General features: G+C 70.3%; 17 protein-coding genes and 2 pseudogenes. 11 read left to right on the forward strand and 8 right to left on the reverse strand.

What is annotated here, in order from left to right; all coding sequences use genetic code 11:
- Window positions 1-55 precede the first annotated feature (55 nt).
- Together AVL59_RS16600 and AVL59_RS16605 are read right to left on the reverse strand one after the other, a co-directional pair.
- Window positions 56-1,291 (reverse strand): aminotransferase class V-fold PLP-dependent enzyme, encoded by a 1,236-nt coding sequence (locus AVL59_RS16600; protein WP_079146731.1) that lies wholly within the window; start codon window positions 1,289-1,291, stop codon window positions 56-58.
- Between the two features lie 110 nt (window positions 1,292-1,401).
- On the reverse strand, window positions 1,402-1,866 hold the full coding sequence (locus tag AVL59_RS16605) for an SRPBCC family protein (protein ID WP_067304801.1): 465 nt from the start codon (window positions 1,864-1,866) through the stop codon (window positions 1,402-1,404).
- Window positions 1,867-1,912: 46 nt separating this feature from the next.
- Between AVL59_RS16605 and AVL59_RS16610 the strand changes: the two genes are divergently transcribed.
- Window positions 1,913-2,524, forward strand: a complete 612-nt coding sequence (locus tag AVL59_RS16610; RefSeq protein ID WP_237281518.1) for a TetR/AcrR family transcriptional regulator — start codon at window positions 1,913-1,915, stop codon at window positions 2,522-2,524.
- Between the two features lie 280 nt (window positions 2,525-2,804).
- Here the strand turns inward: AVL59_RS16610 and AVL59_RS16615 are convergent, their stop codons facing one another.
- Window positions 2,805-3,434, reverse strand: coding sequence for a TetR family transcriptional regulator (locus AVL59_RS16615; RefSeq protein WP_067304803.1), 630 nt, complete (start codon window positions 3,432-3,434; stop codon window positions 2,805-2,807).
- Window positions 3,435-3,498: 64 nt separating this feature from the next.
- Here AVL59_RS16615 and AVL59_RS16620 point away from each other — a divergent pair, with 64 nt between their 5' ends.
- Complete coding sequence (locus AVL59_RS16620) at window positions 3,499-4,935, forward strand: FAD-dependent monooxygenase (RefSeq protein WP_067304806.1); 1,437 nt, start codon at window positions 3,499-3,501, stop codon at window positions 4,933-4,935.
- A gap of 660 nt (window positions 4,936-5,595) precedes the next feature.
- Here AVL59_RS16620 and AVL59_RS16625 read toward each other — a convergent pair.
- The 5 genes from AVL59_RS16625 to AVL59_RS16645 all read right to left on the reverse strand — a co-directional run bounded on the left by AVL59_RS16625 (window position 5,596) and on the right by AVL59_RS16645 (window position 10,699).
- On the reverse strand, window positions 5,596-6,048 hold the full coding sequence (locus tag AVL59_RS16625; protein WP_067304809.1) for a peptidoglycan-binding domain-containing protein: 453 nt from the start codon (window positions 6,046-6,048) through the stop codon (window positions 5,596-5,598).
- 490 nt (window positions 6,049-6,538) lie between these two features.
- Entirely contained in the window at window positions 6,539-7,144 is a 606-nt protein-coding gene (locus AVL59_RS16630) for a hypothetical protein (protein ID WP_067304812.1), read from the reverse strand.
- A gap of 274 nt (window positions 7,145-7,418) precedes the next feature.
- Entirely contained in the window at window positions 7,419-8,510 is a 1,092-nt protein-coding gene (locus tag AVL59_RS16635; protein ID WP_067304814.1) for a glutamate--cysteine ligase 2, read from the reverse strand.
- 368 nt (window positions 8,511-8,878) lie between these two features.
- Entirely contained in the window at window positions 8,879-9,835 is a 957-nt protein-coding gene (locus AVL59_RS16640; RefSeq protein ID WP_067304817.1) for an SRPBCC family protein, read from the reverse strand.
- A gap of 3 nt (window positions 9,836-9,838) precedes the next feature.
- Complete coding sequence (locus tag AVL59_RS16645; protein ID WP_067304820.1) at window positions 9,839-10,699, reverse strand: hypothetical protein; 861 nt, start codon at window positions 10,697-10,699, stop codon at window positions 9,839-9,841.
- A gap of 146 nt (window positions 10,700-10,845) precedes the next feature.
- On the opposite strand from AVL59_RS16645, the gene AVL59_RS16650 reads away from it, so the two are divergent.
- The 9 genes and pseudogenes from AVL59_RS16650 (at window position 10,846) to AVL59_RS16690 (ending at window position 15,199) form a co-directional block, all read left to right on the forward strand.
- A complete protein-coding gene (locus AVL59_RS16650) occupies window positions 10,846-11,211 on the forward strand; it encodes a gas vesicle protein GvpO (protein WP_067304823.1) in 366 nt (121 codons plus the stop codon).
- Window positions 11,212-11,243: 32 nt separating this feature from the next.
- On the forward strand, window positions 11,244-11,741 hold the full coding sequence (locus AVL59_RS16655) for a gas vesicle structural protein GvpA (RefSeq protein WP_067304825.1): 498 nt from the start codon (window positions 11,244-11,246) through the stop codon (window positions 11,739-11,741).
- A gap of 2 nt (window positions 11,742-11,743) precedes the next feature.
- Window positions 11,744-12,457: a GvpL/GvpF family gas vesicle protein gene (locus AVL59_RS16660; protein ID WP_067304828.1), complete on the forward strand. Its 714-nt coding sequence runs from the start codon at window positions 11,744-11,746 to the stop codon at window positions 12,455-12,457.
- Window positions 12,458-12,509: 52 nt separating this feature from the next.
- A complete protein-coding gene (locus AVL59_RS16665) occupies window positions 12,510-12,722 on the forward strand; it encodes a gas vesicle protein GvpG (protein WP_308281853.1) in 213 nt (70 codons plus the stop codon).
- Window positions 12,723-12,790: 68 nt separating this feature from the next.
- Window positions 12,791-13,173: pseudogene (locus AVL59_RS16670) on the forward strand (gas vesicle protein).
- Window positions 13,166-13,870, forward strand: a pseudogene (locus tag AVL59_RS48145) (GvpL/GvpF family gas vesicle protein); the annotation flags it as partial. The pseudogenes AVL59_RS16670 and AVL59_RS48145, both read left to right, overlap by 8 nt.
- Before the next feature lie 121 nt (window positions 13,871-13,991).
- Complete coding sequence (locus tag AVL59_RS16680) at window positions 13,992-14,225, forward strand: gas vesicle protein (protein WP_067304834.1); 234 nt, start codon at window positions 13,992-13,994, stop codon at window positions 14,223-14,225.
- Complete coding sequence (locus AVL59_RS16685; protein WP_067304837.1) at window positions 14,222-14,647, forward strand: gas vesicle protein K; 426 nt, start codon at window positions 14,222-14,224, stop codon at window positions 14,645-14,647. The genes AVL59_RS16680 and AVL59_RS16685 overlap by 4 nt, the downstream gene beginning before the upstream one ends.
- Before the next feature lie 378 nt (window positions 14,648-15,025).
- Complete coding sequence (locus AVL59_RS16690; RefSeq protein WP_067304840.1) at window positions 15,026-15,199, forward strand: CsbD family protein; 174 nt, start codon at window positions 15,026-15,028, stop codon at window positions 15,197-15,199.
- Window positions 15,200-15,254 lie beyond the last annotated feature (55 nt).

The raw sequence follows: 15,254 nt of genomic DNA on the forward strand, positions 1-15,254 counted from the left end.
TTACTGGCATGCCTTGGAATTTGGCAATTATCCACCAGGGGGTGCCGGAAAGCCTTCACGTACCCGCGCGGGCGCAGCTCCGCACGGCACGGACCAGGGCGGTGATCTCCTCCTCCGTGTTGTAGTAGTGCACGGACGCCCTGACGACCTCTTCGAGGCCGCGCCGTTCCATGTCCAACCGGGTCGAGGTCGTCCGGGACACACTGACGTTGACCCTTTGGGCGGCCGACACCGACGCGATCTGATCGGCCGTCACCCCGTCCAGGGTGAAGGTGGTGATGCCGCACCGCCGTATCCCCAGATCGCGCAGGCGGACGCCGGGGATCGCGCCGAGCCGCTCCCGGAGCGTCTCGGCCAGCCAGGTCACCCGGCCCTGGATCTTCGGCAGGCCCCACTCCAGCGCGTGGTCGATGGCGGCGCCGAGGCCGAGTCGTGCGGCGTAGTTGGCTTCCCAGGTCTCGAACCGGCGTGCGTCCGGCCGCATTTCGTACCGGTCGGGCGCGGTCCAGGTCGCGCCGCGCAGATCGAGCGCCGGGGGAACGATTCGGTCGAGTGCCTCTCTGCGGACGTAGAGCAGTCCGGTTCCGCGTGGACCGCGCAGGTACTTGCGGCCGGTGGTGGAGAGCATGTCGCAGCCGATGTCCCGTACGTCGACCGCGAGCTGGCCCACCGACTGGCAGGCGTCCAGCAGATACAGCACACCCGCCTCGCGGGCGACCTTGCCCACCTCGGCGGCGGGGTTCACCAAGCCCCCGTTGGTCGGGACATGGGTCACCGAGACGAGCCGTACTCGCTCGTCCATCGCCTCGCGCAGGGCGTCCACCGAGATCTGTCCGTGCTCGTCGTCGGGAACGACCTCGATCCGGACGTCGTCCCGCTCGGCGATCCGCAAGTAGGCGATGAAGTTGCTGCCGTACTCGGCCATGCTGGTCAGGACGCGGTCCCCCGGGCGGAATCCGATGCCGTGGAAGGCCATGTCCCAGGCCCGGGTGGCGTTGTCGACCAGAGCAATCTCGTCGCGGTCGCAGCCCAGCAACCGCGCCGCGGAGCCGTACACCGACCCGATGGCCTCAGCGGCATGGGCGGCCGCCTCGTAACCGCCCATGGCGGCCTCCAGGCGAAGGTGGCGTACCGACGCGTCGAGGACCTGGCGGGGCATCAGGGCGGCGCCCGCGTTGTTGAAGTGCGCGACCTCGGTGCATCCCGGGGTGTCAAGGCGCGCCTGAGCGACCTCTTCGGGAGTGAATCCGCTGTGCGGCACGCTCTGTTCCGCGCCGGGGATCTGCGTCACTCGTCCTCTCCCTCATGTCGGCCTGGTCGCGTTCTCCCTCGCCGTTCCGTGGTTCGAGCATCTCCCGTCCGCCGGGCCACGGAAACGCCCTTGACCGAGATGTACCGCCATCAGGAGCCGGCAGCGGACGCATGCCCGGACAGATCGGCCGCCAGGCGCCGCATGACCTTGCGGTTGGCGCGCCGCATCGTGGCCCGGACGGCGGGTGCCAGCAGGCGGTCGGTGAGAGGGGCGCGCGCCCAGGCGTAGGTGAACGAGACGCGGCTCCCACCGGTCGGCAGCGGATCGATGGTGTAGGTGCCGTGGGCCAGGCGCCGGCCGGCCGCGCCGACGTTGCGTTCCACGATGCGCCGCGGTGATTCGGCCTCGACGACCTCTATGGTGACGTCGGTCTTCGTGCCGCCCAGCGAGGCGGTGACCGTGGCCCCCGATCCGATGCCGCGGCCGGGGCCGCTGTATCTCCAGTCGCTCAGAAAGTGGTTGGTGAATCGCTCGTGGTGAGCCATGACATCGAGGAAGTCGTAGACCTGCTCGGGCGTCTGCGGTACGTCGGTCGACACGGTGACAGACTTCATGTACCACACGGTACATGCGGGATGTACCAATTGGTACACTCGCGACGTGGTGAAGGACGCGGTGCATACGGACGACTCGCAGGCCAAGGGCGAGGCCGCCCACGGTGACCGGCGCGCCCAGCTGGTGGACGCGGCCGTCGATCACGTCGCGGCACACGGCATCGCGGACCTGAGCCTGCGCCGCCTGGGCGCCGCGATCGGCGTCAGTCACCGCATGCTGATCCACTATTTCGGCTCCAAGGAGCAGCTGCTCGTCGAGATCGTCCGGACGTCGGAACGGCGCCAGCGTGACCTGCTCTCCCGGCTCCGCCAGGAGCCCGGCCGCTCACCCGCCGACGTCGCGCGAGTGCTGTGGCGGCAGTTGACGGACCCGGGGCTGGCCGGTCAGGAGCGGCTCTTCTTCGAGATCTGTGGGCAGGCGCTGCGGGGCCGCCCCGAGGCCGTCCCGGTCCTCGAAGGCCTGGTGACGGACTGGCTGGAGCCGCTCGTCGCCGCCGAGACGGCCGCCGGGGCGGATCCTGCCACAGCCAGGAACCGCGCCAGACTGGGGCTCGCCACCGTCCGCGGTCTGCTGCTCGACCTGCTCGCCACCGGTGACCGCGCCGGCGTCGACGCGGCGATGGAGGAATTCCTGCGGCTGTACTACGGCTCCGAGTGAGGCGGCCGCCGGCAGGCCGAGCCGCACCGGCGATGTGGAGCTGTCTCACCGGGGACGGTGAGCTCTGTGGCAGGCTCGAAGCATGACGATCAAGAATGAGCCGTCGCCTGTGCCCGACGGCTGCTCACGGGTCGAGAGGGCTCTCGCCCGCGGCGCCAAGAAGCCATGACCCACGTGCAGACCACTCTTGCGGATGAGTTGGGGAGCCACGTCCCGTAGCCGGCCCGAGGCCGGCTGTCGTCGGCCGTGTGCCGCCGACCGGGGGATCGGAACGAAGCGCCTAGCCGCGGGGCCCCAGGCCGTCGCGCAGGAGGTCGAACGCCTGCTGGGCCGCTCGCACGGCCTCCGGGTAGCGGGCGTCGGCGGACTCGCCGCCCGTCAGGCACGCGTGGTTCAGCTCGGCCAGTTCCCGCTGCACCACGATCACCTGGCAGGCCACGAGGCGCGCGACGAGCGGATCGGCACCGGCCTCCCGGAGTGCTTCGGCCAGTGCGTCGATCCCGCGTGACATATAGCGCATCAGCCGCGCCGCCAGACTCTCGGTGCTGAGGATCAGGCGGAGGAAGGCCATGAACTCGGGGTCGTCGTTCAGGCCGGTGTTCGGATCCCGCTGCGCCAAAGCCTTCAGCATGGCCTCTCGCAGCGCGTCCAGCGGCGGCTGACCGGCCGGTCGGGTGCGCACGATGCGAGCCGCTTCGCTCTCGTGGTCGGCGAACCGTTGCAGTACGAGGTCTTCCTTCGTCGGGAAGTACGTGAAGAGGGTCCGCCGGGAGACCTCCGCCGCCTCCGCGATCTCGGTGATCGACACCCGGTCGAAGCCCTTGTCCAGGAACAGACGGATCGCCGTCTCCGCGATCGTCTCCCGGGTGCGTTCCTTCTTGCGTTCCCGCAGGCCCATCGGCTGATTCATGCACTCAGTCTATCTCCTGGTAGACTGAGTGCAGATTTGCATCGAGTGTACTTCAGGAGGCGTCATGCGAACCGAGGTCATCGTGGTGGGGGCAGGCCCGACCGGGCTGATGCTGGCCCATGAGCTGACACTGGCCGGCGTACCGGTCGTGGTCCTGGAAAAACAGCGCACGCGCAGCACGCAGTCCCGGGCGGGCGCGCTGCAGCCGCGCACCGCCGAAGTACTCGACCTGCGGGGGCTGCTGGACCCCCTGCTCGCGGACGCGCCGTCCCACAACACGTCCGGTGGGCATTTCGCCATGCTGCCCGTCGAGCTGGACTGCCGCCCTTGGCGCACCCGCCACCCGCATCCGGTCACCCTCCCGCAGGCCAGGCTCGAGGCCTTCCTCGAGCAGCGCCTCGTCGACCGGGGCGTTCCGGTGCTGCGCGGACACGAGGTGTCGGCGGTCGAACAGGACGAGCACGGCGTCTCGGTCGGAGAGATCCGCGGCAGCCACCTCGTCGCGTGCGACGGCGCACACAGCACAGTCCGTACGCTGCTGGGCGTCCCCTTCCCCGGCAGGCCGGGCAGCATGTCCGCGGTAGTCGCGGACCTCACCCTCGCGTCCCGGTCCGACGCGGTCCCCACCGCGCGCGGACACTTCAGCGAGTACCCCAGGTCCGCCGACGGCTTCTTCAGCATCCTGCACCCCCTCGACGGCGACCTCTACCGGTTGATCTTCGGCAAGCTCTCCGGTGACGGCCCGGGGCGTCAGGTACCCGTCGCCGCCGACGAAGTCCGCGAGGTGCTCCACGCCGTGTACGGGCCGGAGACGGAACTGGGCGAGCTGCGCGCGGCATCCCGGTTCAGCGACGCCGTGCGGCAGGTCGAGCGGTACCGCAAGGGCCGGGTGTTCTTCGCCGGAGACGCCGCACACATCCATGCGCCGATCGGCGGCCAGGGCGTGAACCTGGGCGTCCAGGACGCGGTCAACCTGGGCTGGAAGCTCGCCGCCGCGATACGCGGCTGGGCACCCGCAGGCCTGCTGGACAGCTATCACGACGAGCGGCACCCGGTCGCCGCGCGGGTACTGCGGCACACCCGCGCCCAGGCCGTGATCATGAACCCCGCCCGGGACGAGGAGGTCAATGAGGTCCGCGACCTCATGACCCACCTGCTGCGGCTGCCCGATACCAACCGCCACGTCTCGGGCATGATGTCCGGTCTCGACATCCAGTACCCCGGCCTCGGCCCTCGGATGATCGACCTGGACCTGACCACCGAGGACGGTCCGACCCGGGCGAGCCGGCTGATGCACTCCGGCCGGGGCCTGCTGCTCTCCCTCGACGGCAGGCAGAGGTCCGTGGGCGCCCGGTCCGACCGGGTCGACCACGTCACGGCGAAGACCGACGAGGACGTCGAGGGCGCCGAGGCCCTGCTGATCCGGCCCGACGGCTATGTCGCCTGGTCCGGTTCCGACGGCACCCCGCTCGAGACCGCCCTTGCCCGGTGGTTCGGCTGAGCCCGCGATGGAGTCGAGGGAGGCGAGCAAAGCCCCACTCCATGGGGAGGGGTGGGGCCGGGCCCGGGTACTTCATCGGTGGCGATCGGTCCATCGGCACTCGCCCGGACCCCGTGCCCGACCGCATGCGCCGCCGTTGAGTCCGTACACGGGTCTGGGGGCTACGGACGGCCCGCTCCGGGGCGTACTCCCTGGGTTCGCCGTACCCGCGGGCCACTCCGTGGCCGTGGGCGCCGAGGACGTCGTCGTCAGCTCCGTCCGAGGCGCCGAGGTGTGCCACGCGATCGCGTCGAGTCGGGGGCCCGGAGCCTGACCGAATCCGTTCGCAGCCGCAAGCGAGTCCGACTGCGGGTGTGCCGCGCCGACTCGGAGCGGCACACCCGCGCGGAGCGGACGGGCTGAGCGGCTGCCCCGGCGCTCCCATCCCCGTCGCCGAGGCCCGCTGACCCTGCGTTGCCTCGAAACCGTGGGAGCAGCGACTACCGCGCCATGAGAAGAACCTTCTTCGAGAAGGTCCGCAGCCCGCGTCGGCCGGTCGCTCCGCGTCCGTCCGCATCCCGTGTGCCTGGGACGGCTGTCACCCGGAACTCGAGCCCATCGTCGCCGCAGGAGTCCGCCCGCGGCTTCGACGACGAGACCCGCGCGACACCTCGCTCCGGATCAGCAGCCGGTGGCGTTGAAGGCCCGGAACGCGTCCTTGGTCTTCGTTCCGACGACACCGTCGACGACAAGGTCGTAGCCGGAGTCGTTCAGGAAGCGCTGCAGCGCCTTGATCGTGTTGGGTCCGACGATTCCGTCGGGGGTACCGGCGTGGTAGCCGAGGTCGTTGAACAGCTTCTGCGCGGCCTTCCAGCTCGCGGGGCCCAACAGCCCGTCGATCGCACCGCTGTAATAGCCGGTGTCACGCAGGTAGCACTGCCAGTTCTTGGCCTGGGTGGTGTTCAGGCCGAGGTTGTTCGTTGCGAGGACGGAGACACCCGGGGCGCTCACCGCGGGCTTGGCGGCCGGCTGGGACGCCGCGAAGCCGGCGCTTGCGCCCGCCAGGCTCCCGGCGGCAATACCGACGACGGCGGCAGCGCTGACGAGTGTCCTCGCTAAAGCATTGGGTCGCATTTTCCCTCTCTCCAGTGTCGTGGGAAGTGGCACGCGCTCGGCCACGTGCAATCAGCGTGCCGTCGGACCCCCGTGTTCGTCATTGGCCATCAGCGCAGTCGACTTGGCGCGCAGCGCACGGCGGCGGCAAGGGGCCGCGACCCATGCACAAGGTCCTGTCCGCGAGCCGGTGACGACGCCCTGCGGTCGGGCTTGAGGGGGGCGGCGGACACGTTTGCGCCCGGCGCGGAGATGTCCGTGCCTCTCCCGCTCGGCGCCCGTCGGAGCGGCGAGGCGGGCATGCGCAGCAGTCGGAGGCAGAGGGCAACGGATCCTCGGGTTCCCATGATGCGCCGACAGCGGCCCAACGCCTCGTCGCTTCCGCGTGGGCCACTCGGCGGACGACCGGTCCGGGACGGTGCATCGGCCCTATGGGCAGGTCGGATCCGGTGCTACCGGCTCTTGCCGAGCCGGCTCGTCTCCGGGATCTTCCGGCGACTTCGGGCGCCGCTCATGCCGCCTGGAGGACATCGCAGGAACAGTGGCGGAACTCCAGGCCGAGTTCGTGGTCGACGGCCTCGTTCGAGCGTGTGGCGGCTTCGCCGACCTTCTCCCAGGAGCCGTACTTGAGGTACAGCTGGTCCGCCGTCGGGCCCAGTGGGTTGCCGTACTTCTTGCGATTGCGGGCTTCCAGCTCCGCGACCTGTTCCCGCGTCATGCCCGCGCGGACGATGTCCTTGGCGTCGTTGCGCATCTGAACCAGGGTGCGGGCGATGTCTTCTTCCGAGCGGCCTTCGGCGCGCATGTCGCATGCCTTGCGCTCCATGTCCTCCAGCAGGTCGTGGTAGCGCATCCGCTGTCCACGGGCGATCTCACGCTCGTGCGGTGTCTCGCTTCGGATCTGGCACACGACGGGTTCCGGGCTGGTGCAGGGGCCGTGGTCCGGGGGCGCCTGGGAGACAGGGCCCACCATGACCGAGCCGCAGCCGGCCGACACACGGCAGACGTGAGCCGATGGCACGGCGAATACGGGGTGAGCGGGGGCGAGTACGGCGTGAGCGACCAGCACGGCGGGAAGGATGCGGCGGGCCAGAGAGCGCAGACGGGGACGTGACATGCGCCTTATCGTCGATCGTGGTCACGGAGCCATACGCGCATCACGGCCCTGAACGCCCCTTGCGGGTAACGGATTCCACTCCACGGGGTGAAACGGACGCGCGAGGAGTGCCGACGTTCACTTTGCCGCTGAGCAGTGAGGTGCCGGGGACCCGCGGACCCCGGCGGCAGAGTCGGTGTCTCCAGGCCGTCGGGTCGGCCGGGCGCATGCCGAGGGTGATTCCGTCGGCCGGTTGTGTGTCCGCCCGTGCCCTCGTTCTGATCCTCTGAGCGGGTCACTCACCCTGGGTGCGCCGTACGCACTCGGCGACGAGGTCCCGCAGACTGCCCGTGCGTTCCATGAGCAGCCGCTGTTCGCGGGCGCCGTTGCCCCGGCTCAGCAGCTCGGCCACGGCCCCTTCGACGAGGGGCGCGTCGCCGCTCTCGACCAGCACGTCCCCGAGGTGCTCCAGCAACGAGCGCACCACGGCCGCGGCGGGCCGGGGCCGCATGGTCGCGGGGTCGAGCAGCTCTTGGTCCAGGCCCGACCGGGCGGCTTGCCAGGCGGCCAGCCTCAGCACGCTGACACTGTGGTCGAGCGGCGGTCTGCCCGCCCGCCACTCGCGGGCCGCCGTCTCCACCAGGGCCCGGGTCAGCGCGGCGACGAGGACGGCGGTGTCCGCGCGCAGGCACACGTCCGCCACCCGGATCTCCACCGTCGGGTAACGCGCGGACGGGCGTGCGTCGAAGTACACCATCGCCTCGTCCAGGATGACCCCGGTGGCCACCATGTCCGCCACGCGCCGGTGATACCGCTCGGCGGACCCGAACAGCTCGGTCGGTCCCGCCGACGGCCAGCGTCCCCACACCCGGCTGCGGTAGGCGGCGTAGCCGGTGTCCCGGCCCTGCCAGAACGGCGAGTTGGCGCTGAGCGCGCACAGCACGGCGAGCCATGGACGCAGTCGGTCGACCACGGCCACGCCCTCCTCGTCGGACTCCACCGACACGTGCACATGACAGCCACACACCAGTTGTTCCTGGGCGGCGATCCCGTACCGCTCGGCCATCCACTGGTAGCGCTCGTTCATGCTGATCGACGGGCTGACCGGCAGCGGGGACGTGGCGAGCGCGGCCACCGAGCACCCGATCTCGCCGGCGTGCCGCGCGGCCTCCTCGCGGCAGCGCACGATCTCGGCGCCGAGGGCCGCCATCTCCGACCGCGGGTGGGTGGCGAACTCCAGCATCTGCCCGAACAACTCCTTCTCGAAGACGTCCTGTCCGGGGTCGTCGTGAGCCGCACGGGCGAGGACGGCGGCCGACAGCGCCTTCGGCTCCCCGCTGTCCGGGTCGACCAGGAGGAGTTCCTCCTCCACTCCTACGGTGCGCACCTCGTGCCGCCCTCCTGCCCGTGCCGCCAGGGGCGTCCGGCACCCACGGGGCCGACGCGGGTCTGCACCACCCGACTGCCCCGAGGAGAACCGTCGACACGTGCGGGAGTCAGGGCGCGGTGCCGGGGTCCCCGAACGCCGGGTGCGGTTGACCGGTTCTCGGGTACCACCCGGTCGTCCGACAGCCGGCCGGCGTCCAGGAGGCCATGCCACGGCGTCCTCCACCGACTCCCGCATGCCCCGGGAGCGCGCTTCCGCGGGCCCGGCACGCGGGCGGCGTCCGCCGCGCCGCGGTCAGTTGCCGCCCACGGCACCGCGGCCGCCCGGCGCTGCCGACCGCAGGCTCCGCCCCCAGCCGCACTCCGGTCTCACTCCTTCTCGTCTTCGTACTCGCCTTCGTCCTCGTCCTCGTCCTCCGTTTCGTCCTCCGGATACTCGCCCTCCGACGACTCTTCCTCTTCCTCGTCGAATTCTTCCCCGGGCCCCTCATCCTCGTACTCGGCCTCTTCCTCCTCCAGCGCTTCCTCGTGGGTGCGCACCACTTCGCCGTCACGGATCTCACCGCGCCACCCATCGGCGGCCTCGTCGGAGAGCGTGACGTAGCGCTGGAAATGCTTGGCGTCGAGCCGCAGTCGGCGTCCTTGGGCGCGCCAGAGGTTGCCGGTCTTCTCGAAGAAGCCGGAGGGGTAGTACTCGACGACGAGCACGATGCGCGTGAGGGTGGGTGTCAGTTCGTGGAAGCTGACGCAGCCGCGGGTGCTGCCCTTGGCTCCGTCCGAGGTCCACATGATCCGTTCGTCCGGGATCTGTTCCTGCACGGTGGCCTTCCAGGAACGGGTGGAGGGCCCCACCTTCACCTTCCAGTCGCTGCTGGTCTCGTCCCCCTGGGACACCCCGCGCACGCCTTTGGTGAAGGAGCTGAACTTCTCGAACCGGGTCCAGTGGTCGTAGGCGACGCGGACGGGGACGCCTACATCCAGGTGCTCGATGATGGTCGTGACCTTGGGATTTCCGGACTTGCGGCCTTTGCCGCCACCGAACAGGCTCGAAGCCTTTTCGGTCACGCTGTCTTTGATACGCGTCGCCTTCTCGCCGAGCAGAGCCTTGAGCGGCGATTCCCCTTGAAGGACGCGTGCGCCGACTTTCGGGAGAACCCCGCCGTTCTCGGCCACATCCAACAACTGGTCGGTGAGGTCTTCGACTTTGTCCCCCGCCACGTCCGCGAGATGCTCCATCTGCGCGCCGAGGTAGTCGACGAACTCGTCCCGCAACCGGTCGAGGCCGGAGAGCTCGTCCCGCTCGGATTTCTGTGCCGCCCTGGCCATGGCCTACCTCCGCCGTGTGGACGCCCTTTTGGCCGTCGTCTTCTTCGGGGCGGTCTTCTTCGGCGCGGTCTTCCTGGGGGCGGTCTTCTTCGCCGCGGACTTCCTTGCGGGCGCTGCGGTCTTCTTCGTGGCGGTCTTCCGAGCCGGTGCAGCGGTCTTCTTCGCGGCGGTCTTCCGAGCCGGTGCCGCGGTCTTCTTCGCAGCGGTCTTCCTGGGCGGTGCCGCGCTCTTCTTGGCCGTCTTCTCCGCCGGCTGCGCCTTCTCGGCGGCGGACTTGCGGGCCGGTGCCTTGCGCGGCGCGGGCCGCATGGACCGACGCTTGGCCGCGCGACGACGCCTCGGGGACTCCTCCTCCGGCTCCTCCCCGGCCTCCTCGGCCGGGCGGCCGGGGTGCCTGCGCCCGGACGTACGCCTCTTCGACCGCGGTTCCCCCGCCTCCTCAGGCTCCTCCTCGTACTCTCCCTCTTCAGGTTCCGCTTCCTCGTCCTCGAACTCCTCCTCTTCGCCCTCCGGCGCGTACTCCTCCTCGTCCCCCTCTTCCTCTTCCTCCTCCCTGCCGATACGAGCGGTCCGTTCGTGCAAGGCGTCCGCGAGATCGGCGAGTTTGCGGTCGGCCGCGGCGGCGAGCGCCTTGCGGCCCGCATCCTTGAGCTCGCCGCGTACCTGCTCGTTGAGGTCGGCGACCTGCGGCAACTCCTGGAGCCTGCGCAGCCCTTCGGTGAGCAGTTGCTGGGGTTCGAGGCCGAACCGCCGCCCGGCGAGGTAGGTGGCCACTCCGAAGGCGAGCCGCCCCTTCTTGGCGCGGCCGAGGAGATAGCCTCCGGCGACTGCGGCAGCGAGAGCGATCTTCGTCGTTTCGTTCATCGATCATTCCCTCCGGCGAGCCGCGCGCGGTCGCAGGGCGGCGCGGGGCCGCCAGCAGCCCGTCGCAGCGCACTTTCAAGGTGTATATGGTGAAATACTACGTTTGAGTGACAGGTGGGCGCCGCTCCAGCGACGGAGTTGGGAACATGGCCGCGTCAGAAAAGGACGGCACAGGGAGTGGCAGGCGGCCCTCCCAGGGTGACGACACGGCACGCCGGGCACGCCGCAGCGGCAGGGCCACGAAGCCCGGCAAGCACTCGGCGGCATGGGCCATGCGCCGCGCCGCGGGGCAACTGGAGGAACTCCTCGGACGTGTCCCCGAATCCGTGTCGGCAATAAAGCCGACCGAAGAGGGCTGGGAAGCGGATGTCGAGGTACTCGAACTGGAGCGAGTGCCCGAGACCACCAGCGTGCTGGGCACCTACCACGTGACGCTGGACGAGGAGGGCGACCTGCTGGCGTACGAGCGGACCCGCCGCTACACACGCGGCCAGATCGACCGGCGCCACTGATACGCATGAGGGGGTGGTGATGGGGAGGCACCATGACTGTGGTGCCACAGGGCGGTAGCGGCAGCCTCTCGCGCGCAAGCACCAGCAGCCTGTACGACGTCCTGGATCTGATCCTCGACCGCGGCCTCGTCATCGACGTCTTCGTCCGCGTGTCCCTCGTCGGCATCGAGATCCTCAAGATCGACGCCCGCATCGTCGTGGCCAGCGTAGACACCTATCTGCGCTTCGCCGAGGCGTGCAACCGCCTCGACCTCGAAACCGGCAGCAAGCAGCCCACGCAGCTCACCGACCTGGTCGGCGAGATCACCGAGGGCGGGGCCGAGGGCAGGACCAAGGGGGCCCTGACCGGCGCGGTCGAGGCCGTCAAGGACTCCCTGACCGGCGGCGACGGCGAAGAGGAGGACGAGGACGAAGAGGAGTACGAGCAGAACGGGGAAGGCGAACAGGAGGAGCCCGAGTTCGAGGAGGAGCCCAGGCGGCAGCGCCGTCGCCGACCGGCCGGAAGGGCTTCCCGGCGGCAGAGGGAGTGACCATGGCCGTCTACGTCTACTCGATCACCTCGAAGGACCACCCGATGCGGCTGGACGACCTCCATGGCGTCGGCGACCCACCCGGTCGGCTGCGCACGGTGACCGCCGGAGTGCTGTGCGCGGTCGTCAGTGACGCGCCCGAGGAACTGCGCCCCAGACGCCGCGACGTCCAGGCACACCAGGAGGTCCAGGAGCGGCTGATGGCCGACGGAGCGGTACTCCCGCTGCGGTTCGGCATGACGGCCGAGGACGACGAAGCCGTTCGCGGAGCCCTGGAGGACAACGCGGGCGAATATCAGGAACAGCTGCAGAACCTGGACGGCGCCACCGAGTACAACCTGAAGGTCTCCTGGGAGGAGGAGGCGCTGTTGCGCCAGATCCTTCTGGAGTCGGATGAGATCCGCGAACTCAACACCGCCACCCGTGGTGGCTCCGGTACCCCCGAGATGTCACTCACGCTCGGCGAACTGGTCGCGCAGGAGGCCGAGGCACGGCAGCAGGCGCTCGCCGCGGGTGTCGTCGAGGCGCTGCGCCCGTACGCGCGCGACGAAAGCGTCTCGCCGCCCGGCGGCCGTGACTTCCTCAACGTCTCCTTCCTGGTCCAGGATGACGAGGAGGAAATGTTCCTGGCCACGGGGATCAGCCTGGCCAACCAACTGGGCGAGGACTGCGAGTTCCGGCTGCGCGGACCGCTGCCCCCGTACAGTTTCGTCTGAGAGGCGCTGCTCATGGGCCTGCTGACCCATCCTCACTTTTCCGCTGGCGCCCGTGCGGGGCGTGACCTGGGTCGTCGACCGCGTGCTCGAGGCCGCCGAGCGGGAGTACTACGACCCCGAGCCCGTGGAGCGTGAACCGGCCGCGCTGGAGAGGGCACTGATCGAGGGCCGCATCGGCCAGAAGACCTTCGACGAGCACGAGGACCGGCTCCTCGACCGCCTGGAGGAGATCGCGGCCCACCGGCGGGGCGACACCGCTCCCTGAGCTGGAACAGAGGTGCCTGCCGCGTCGGAACCCGCAGCCAGCGGCTGAGCTCGTACCCCTCCAGGGCCATGACCCCGTACGGCTACGGACAGGGCTCTTCGGCGAACCTGGCCGACATCCTCGAGCGCGTATTGGACAAGGGGATCGTCATCGCGGGGACATCCGGATCAACCTCCTCGACGTCGAGCTGCTCACCATCGAACTGCGGCTCATCGTCGCCTCGGTCGACAAGGCCAGGGAGATGGGAATCGACTGGTGGGAACACGATCCGTCGCTGTCGACGCGTGCCGGCGACCGTGCGCTGGCCGAGGAGAACAGACGCCTGCAGGCCGGGATCGAGGCGCTGAGGAAGGAACGGGAGCTGTCGCCGGGCGAGGAGCGGCGGACCGCCGGCCGGCGCAGCACCTCGCGGTCCTCCACCAGGCGCGGGAGCGGTGCGGCCGATGACTGATCGGGTCACCTACGCCTACGCCGTACTGCGGGACCACGAGGGACTCACCGCGGTCCTGGAGGGCGTGGAAGGCGTAGCGGGGGCACCGGTCCGCCTGCTGCCGGCGGGCCCTGGGAGCGAGCTCGCCGCCGTCGTCGGCTCAGTTCCCGCCCAGGACTTCCAGGAGAGCGCCCTGCGACGCCATCTCGAGGACCTGGACTGGCTGGAGGCGGTCGCCCGCGCCCACCACGCCGTGATCGAGGCCCTGGCCGCGCACATCACGATGCTGCCGCTGCGGCTCGCCACGGTGTACCTGGACGATGGACGTGTGGAGGCGATGCTGCGCGCGGACGCCGAGCAGTTCTCGCAGGCCGTGCGGCGACTGGTGGGCCACCTCGAATGGGGCGTCAAGATCTACGTGGAGCCGCAGCCGGACACGCGGGTGAGCGGCGAGGAGGGCACGTCCGGCGCGGCCGACGGGCTCAGCCCCGGCCGGGCCTATCTGCGCGCCCGCCGTTCCCAGCGGCACTCGCGCGACGAGTCCTACCGGTCCGCCAGGCAGGCCGCCGAGCGCGTCGAGGCGGTCGGCCGCGCCATGGCGGCCGATCACGCCCGGCACCGGGTGCAGCAGGGGGTGCTCGCCGCCGGTGCCGGGGAGAACGTCGTCAACGACGCCTATCTCGTGGCGCAGGAGACGGCGGCGGAATTCCGCACGCGGGTCCTCGAAGCCGGCCGGGGACTGCCCGGCGTGCGCATCGACGTCACCGGCCCGGCCCCTGGGCGCCGTACTCCTTCGCGGCTCCGCCCGGCGCCGAGGGTCCGGCACCGGACCCGGCGCCATGAACGGGGTGGAGCGACGGCCCGGGGCCGAGCCGCTGGCACAGCGCCAGGTGGCCCTCGTCGATCTGCTCGACCGCCTGCTGAGCGGCGGCGTCGTCCTCACCGGGGATGTGGTGCTGTCGATCGCCGACATCGACCTGGTACGCATCTCCTTGCGGGCCCTGATCGTGTCCGTGAGCGCCCGGAACCCGTCGCCGTGGGAGGCCGCCGCGCGCCCCGAGGACGAGCCGTGACGGGCGCGCACGGCGGCGGGCGCCCCGATCCGTCCGGCCGCCTGCGCGAGGTCGCCGACGCGGCGGCCCGGGCGTTCCGGCTGCTGCCCGCCGTACCCGACGACATCACACCGGCCGGACGGCCCGGGCCGCCGCGTCCGGCCCGCCGTGTCAGCGCCGATCCCGACACCGTCGAACGCGACCTGATCAGACTTGTCCTCACCCTGGTCGAGCTGTTGCGGCAGCTCATGGAGCGGCAGGCGCTGCACCGCGTCGACCAGGGCGACCTCACCGAGGAGGAGGAAGAGCGCTTGGGCGCCACCCTGATGATCCTCCACGACCGCATGAGCGACCTGTGCGCCCGCTACGGCCTGACCATGGACGATCTCAACCTGGACCTCGGCCCGCTCGGCCCGCTCCTGCCGCCCGATCGCCTGGACTGACGGTGCGCAACATGAACACGCACATCTGCGCCGCCGCCGAAGCACCTCTGCACAGGTAGCGGGCTCAGAGTTCGCGCAACGCGGGCAGCGGTGTCCTCTCCGCGTCTTCTCCGCGCGATCGCCCGGATGATTCCGATCGGCTCGGCGGGCATGTCGTGGGCGTACGTCGACGGCGGGCCGAAGTCCGCCGCCGACATGCCCGTTGATGTTCTCTCGGAGCCCGGCCCCAGCCGTAAGCGGCCGTCGGACAGCGGCCGCACGGTCGCCGCCCATCGATTCCGGTCCGCTCCGGAAACCGCGGGCGCGTTTTCCGGCCGCACATGGGTACCCAGAGTGGGTGGAAAACGACGCCGCATTCGGTGAGGAGAGTGAACGACCATGGCCGGAAACCAAAAGGCAAAGGCCAAGATGGAGCAGGCCAAGGGAAAGGCCAAGGCGACGGTCGGCCGCACGCTGGGCAATGAGCGGATGGCGGCCGAGGGGCAGGCCGAGAAGTCGAAGGGCGATGCGCGTCAGGCGAAGGAGAAGGCGAAGGACATGTTCAAGCACTGACGTGCCACGCTCCGAGCGGGATCCCGTTTCCTGTGCCACTGGGATCCCGCTTTTG

Source organism: Streptomyces griseochromogenes (assembly GCF_001542625.1).
GTDB classification, from domain to species: Bacteria; Actinomycetota; Actinomycetes; order Streptomycetales; family Streptomycetaceae; genus Streptomyces; species Streptomyces griseochromogenes.